General features: G+C 48.6%; 6 protein-coding genes. All 6 read left to right on the forward strand.

Annotated features, from left to right (window positions below):
* Positions 1-306 (forward strand): proton-conducting membrane transporter (locus ENN47_01735; GenBank protein HDP76908.1); only part of this gene is annotated, 306 nt, incomplete at its 5' end.
* 1 nt (position 307) lies between these two features.
* Complete coding sequence (nuoB, locus tag ENN47_01740) at positions 308-847, forward strand: NADH-quinone oxidoreductase subunit NuoB (protein ID HDP76909.1); 540 nt, start codon at positions 308-310, stop codon at positions 845-847.
* Positions 831-1346 carry an NADH-quinone oxidoreductase subunit C gene (locus tag ENN47_01745; protein HDP76910.1) on the forward strand — a complete coding sequence of 172 codons (516 nt, stop codon included), beginning with the start codon at positions 831-833 and terminating at the stop codon, positions 1344-1346. Before nuoB ends, ENN47_01745 begins: the two co-directional genes overlap by 17 nt.
* Positions 1339-2445 (forward strand): NADH-quinone oxidoreductase subunit D, encoded by a 1107-nt coding sequence (locus ENN47_01750; protein ID HDP76911.1) that lies wholly within the window; start codon positions 1339-1341, stop codon positions 2443-2445. The genes ENN47_01745 and ENN47_01750 overlap by 8 nt, the downstream gene beginning before the upstream one ends.
* Before the next feature lie 12 nt (positions 2446-2457).
* Positions 2458-4290 carry an FAD-dependent oxidoreductase gene (locus ENN47_01755; GenBank protein ID HDP76912.1) on the forward strand — a complete coding sequence of 611 codons (1833 nt, stop codon included), beginning with the start codon at positions 2458-2460 and terminating at the stop codon, positions 4288-4290.
* Positions 4287-4784 carry a Rubrerythrin gene (locus tag ENN47_01760; protein ID HDP76913.1) on the forward strand — a complete coding sequence of 166 codons (498 nt, stop codon included), beginning with the start codon at positions 4287-4289 and terminating at the stop codon, positions 4782-4784. Before ENN47_01755 ends, ENN47_01760 begins: the two co-directional genes overlap by 4 nt.
* Positions 4785-5062: the final 278 nt, after the last annotated feature.

A 5062-nucleotide genomic window follows, 5' to 3' on the forward strand; every position in this document is an offset into this window, starting at 1 on the left:
CCGGCAGAGATAGCTTCCGGTCCACTTGTGGAGTACAGCGGCAAGTATCTCGGCATGCTAATGATTCAGCACGCGTTCGCGACATTCATTGAGATCGGACTGTTTGTCAACCTCTTCCTCGGAGGCGGCAGGACCTTATGGGAATTCCTCTTGAAGTTCCTTATAGTGTACTTCTCAATAGTAATCATCTCCGCAACTATTCCAAGATTCAGGGTCGAGCAGGCGATCAAATTCTACTGGAAATGGCCTCTCATTCTCTCCTTCGTACAGGTAATCATAGTGGTCTTTGTGATGGGGAGGCGATGAAATGAGTAATGAACACAAGGCATGGGAAAGAGTGGCAAATATGCTCAGATCGCGTTCACTGTGGATGCTTTACTACTGTACCGGATGCGGGGCTATAGAGCTGCCTCCAACGATGACTTCGCGCTTCGATATGGAGCGTCTCGGGATTGGGCCCATGGCAACTCCCAGGCAAGCCGACATTCTTCTGATCACAGGATACTTAAGTACGAAGACTCTCAGGAGAGTCATTTACTCGTACGAACAGATGCAGTCGCCAAAGTATATTGTCGGCTTCGGCTCATGCACACTGAATGGAGGGATATATTATGACTCATACGCAACGATCAACAAACTGGATCTCTATGTGCCTGTGGATCTTTATCTGGCCGGTTGTATGCCCCGTCCGGAGGCAATAGTAAGCGGTTTCACCGCGCTAATGAGCAAGATTGACAAAGGAGAAGCCAACGGCTGGAAAGAGTATCAGGAGAAGAACGATTGGTTCAAGAGGAATCAGATAGAGGCTCTCGGGGAGGTGTATGTACACGATGAATTCCATGAATGAGATACTCAAAGAAGTGATGGCAATTTCCGGAGAATTTTCGGTTAAGGAAGTAACCGCCCGTGAGTCTATCATATTCGTTGAGACTTCAAGACTGAACGCGATTCTCGAGATCTTGAAGAGAAAGGGCTTCTCTCATCTATCACTCATAACAGGCGTCGACAGGATAGAAGACGGAGTTTTCGAGGTGTTCTACACCCTTTTTAGATGGGAGACTGGAGAGGCTCTATTGGTGAAGAGTTCGGTGAGTAGAGATGCGCCCGTTATCACAACCGTGATGCACCTTTGGCCTACGGCAAGGTTTTATGAAAGGGACGTTCACGAGTTCTTCGGTATAGTTTTCGATGGTAACCCCGACCTTAAACCACTCATACTCGAAAACTGGAAGGAAATCCCTCCGATGAGAAAGGACTTCGATCCGCAGAAATACTCGAACGAGCACTTCCCGGACAGGCATTACGGATCCGAGTTCCTGGTCGAAGGGGGCGGTGAGAATGAGTAAGGAAGTCAAGTTGTTCTTGGGACCCAACCACCCCGGGATGCACGGCAATTCAAGCGTCCACCTTTACGTGGAAGGTGACACTGTCGTCAGGGCGAGACTCGTCCCCGGCTTCCTTCACAGGGGCTTCGAGAAACTAATGGAGAGAAGGGGCTGGATGCAAAATCTTGCCTTGATCCCCAGAATCTGCGTGCCCGAACCGGATATCAACGAAGCGGTTTACGCGATGGCAGTCGAGGTGCTAAGCGGGACGGAGGTGCCAGAAAGAGCTCAATGGATAAGAATGATAATTCTAGAGCTGGCGAGAATCGCTTCCCATCTGATGGCTTTGGGTGGAGTCGGAGGATCTACCGGTCTCTACACAATCTCACACTGGACTCTTGCCGACAGGGACAGGATTCTAGATATCTTCGAGAAGATTACCGGCGCAAGGATCTATCACATGTATATCGTTCCTGGAGGTGTAAGAAAGGATCTGCCCGAGGGAATCGAGTCTGAGATAGTTGAATTTCTGGATTACATAGAAAGCAGGAGCGATGAATTTGAGAATCTGCTTCTGAAAAACAGGATAATCAGAACGAGGACAGAGGGTCTCGCGCTTCTAACAAGAGAAGAAGCGCTTGAAATAGGTGTAACCGGAGTTGGACTGAGAGCGACTGGTTTGCCTTACGACATAAGAAAGAGCGATCCGTATGCAAAATATGACAGCGTGGTTTTCGACGTTCCTACAGCAACTGAAGGTGATGCCTTTGCCAGATTTACCTTGAAATATTATGAGATGAAGCAGAGTATAAGGATACTGAGGCAGGTAATTGAGAAAATGCCGGAGGGGCCTGTAAACGCAAAGATCTCATCTGGCAGCGCGCTCAGATGGAGGGTGCCAGAGGGGACCGTCTACACTCACATAGAGTCATCCAGAGGCGAGTACGGATACTTCGTTGTCTCTGATGGAGGAGAGAAACCTTACAGGATAAACGTCAGAGGGGCTTCCTTTCCTCAGGGTTTGTATGGTGTGGAGAAACTACTTGCAGGAACAAGAATAGAAGATGTTGCTCTCTGGCTAACCACAATGGATTTCTGCCCGCCAGAGATCGACAGATAGGAGGCTGGTAAAGTGAGCGTATATGATGGTTTCAAAAAGACTTTCTGGGGCCCTACTGTAGCCTGGAAGAGACTGTTCACCAAGCCGGTCACTATTAGAGTTCCACAGGTTTATCGCGAGGCAGCCGAAAGATACAGAGGGTTCCACGTCAACGATTGGGATAAATGCTCGGGATGTGGTACTTGCGCAAAAATATGTCCCACCGAAGCCATCAAGATGGTGCCTGTAGATATTACAGTGGATATTGGGAAGAAGGCACAGCGACCGGCAATAGACTATGGGAGATGCTCGTTCTGCGGAATGTGTGTCGACATATGCACTACAGGTTCACTTAACATGACCAGGGAGTATATTCATATATCCGAAGACCCTGATAGTTTCTTCTTCCTACCGGATGAAACTGGCATCCATCATGATACTCAACCTATAGGCTATTCACGTGATGAAAACTCGGAGCTGCTCGATCTGGAAAGGGTTGAAATGGAAGAACTCCCGGGTGAGGAGCGAGTTCAGTCCTTTATAGAATTTGTCAAGGGGTTTTCGAGAGAGCAGGCCATTGCGGAGGCGGCAAGATGTGTGGACTGCGAACTCTGTATAGATGCCTGCCCTGCAAAAATGGATATTCCGAGATACATAGAGAGTATCTTCAAGAACGATACAAAGGAGGGCGTCGAATGGATGTACAGGACCAATCCTTTGCCATCGGTTTGTGGGCGCGTCTGTACCCACAAATGTGAGACCGTCTGTTCAATAGGGAACAGAGGAGAGCCCGTTGCCATTAGATGGCTGAAGAGATATCTCATGGATCAGGAAGAGACTGAAGACGTTATTAAATATGCGAAAGAACAAGAGATAGTCAAGAAGGGAAGCGGCAGAGTTGCGATAGTAGGCGGTGGTCCGGCCGGTCTGTCAGCTGCGTACTACCTTTCGCTAATGGGTCACTCTGTCACAATCTATGAAAGCAAAGAGCATGCGGGCGGTGTCATGAGATATGGCATCCCACGCTATCGCCTCCCGGATGAAGCACTGGATGCAGACATAAAGATAATAGAAGCCTTGGGTGTGAAGATCGAATACGGCAAGACTGTTGGCAGGGATATCACAATTGAACACCTTCATGAAAAGTTCGATGCGGTTTTTCTCGGAACGGGTTTCATGAAGGGAAGAAGTACAGGAGTCAAAGGTGCTGACAGCGAAGGGGTCTTGATGGCCATGCCTCTTCTCGAGTCTGTTCGTGATTATCTCAGAGGGGATTCAAGCAAGAAACCGGAGGTGCCTGAAAGCCTCATTGTGATAGGTGGAGGCAATGTTGCAATGGACGTGGCTCGTAGCGTTGCCCGCCTTCAGAAAATGGAAGGAATGCCGGTGGACGTCAAAGTAACATGTCTCGAATCCTCGGATGAGATGCCTGCCGACCTTGAAGAGATAGTGGAAGGAAGAGAAGAGGGAATCAAATACTTTCCCAGTCGGGGACCGAAGGAAGTCAGTCTCAAGGACGGCAAAGTCCACGGATTATCTACCATTGCCTGTACAGCAGTCTTTGACAATGACGGAAGATTCAACCCAAGATTCGATGAAAGCGACGAAAGCATGATCGAAGGAAGAATGATTGTCGAGGCAATTGGGCAGGCGCCGGACTACGGCTATCTTCCGGAATCGATTAGGGAGAAGGTACAGTTCATACGGGGAAGAATACTCGTGAACGAGAAGGGCCAGACAGATCTTCCATGGCTCTTTGCGGGAGGAGATATCGTGAATGGTCCGGATATCATCCATGGAGTTGCCGACGGTCACAAGGCGGCAGTTGGTATCGACGAGTACCTAAGTAGAGAGGTGAAGTTATGAGCGATCTCAAGAGCATTTTGGAGATAGCACTCAGTTTCGAAAAATCCGGTCAGGAGTTCTACAGAAACAATATGCAGAGGGTCAATCAATCCGTTGCCAAAAAGACCTTCGGATATCTTATGGATATGGAAGCCTCTCATGTGAAGTTCATCGAGGGTATGATCGAAGCTCTTGAAGACAACAAAAAGGTAGATTCTGCCCTTCAGGGAGAAGCGGAGGAGATATTCGTAGAGAGACTGGAATCGCAGGCGCTTTCAAACAACTCTTACAGCAGCGATCTTGCCGATCTTTCGATTCTGAGAATGGCCTACCTCATTGAGAGGGATTTTGTTGACTACTATGAAAATGCCTCCGAAAAGGTGGAAGACATGAGTGCGAAGAAACTCATGGTAAAGTTAATGAACTGGGAAAAAGGACATGTTTCTCTTGTCAGAACCCTTATGGAGAAGATATACGAGAAAAACGCAATTGATCTTGGCTTCTATCCATTTTGACTAGAGGGAATGTTTTCGAGAAGACGAGAAATTTGAAGCCAGTCACGCTTCGCGTGGCCAGTCGACTCCGGCGGCCAGTCTTTGCTTCGCAAAGGCCAGCTCCGCTTCGCGGTCGAGAAGAGTCGCTTACAAGATAACGCTGCGCGACGAACGCTGTAAGACCGTCCTTCGAGAATAGCAGAGAGAGCGGGTTGATAGGGGCGGGTTAAGAAATTCGGGTTGCTAAGAGCGGGTTATAAGAACCGGGTTATGAAGATCGGGTGGAGTAAGAGCAAAGG

This window comes from Mesotoga infera, from assembly GCA_011045915.1.
Classification (GTDB): Bacteria; Thermotogota; Thermotogae; order Petrotogales; family Kosmotogaceae; genus Mesotoga; species Mesotoga infera_D.

Bases quoted from the DNA above. Each gene is read 5' to 3' on its own strand.
- nuoB (HDP76909.1), top strand. From the start codon at position 308: ATGAGTAATGAACACAAGGCATGGGAAAGAGTGGCAAATATGCTCAGA.
- ENN47_01745 (HDP76910.1), top strand. From the start codon at position 831: ATGAATTCCATGAATGAGATACTCAAAGAAGTGATGGCAATTTCCGGA.
- ENN47_01750 (HDP76911.1), top strand. From the start codon at position 1,339: ATGAGTAAGGAAGTCAAGTTGTTCTTGGGACCCAACCACCCCGGGATG.
- ENN47_01760 (HDP76913.1), top strand. From the start codon at position 4,287: ATGAGCGATCTCAAGAGCATTTTGGAGATAGCACTCAGTTTCGAAAAA.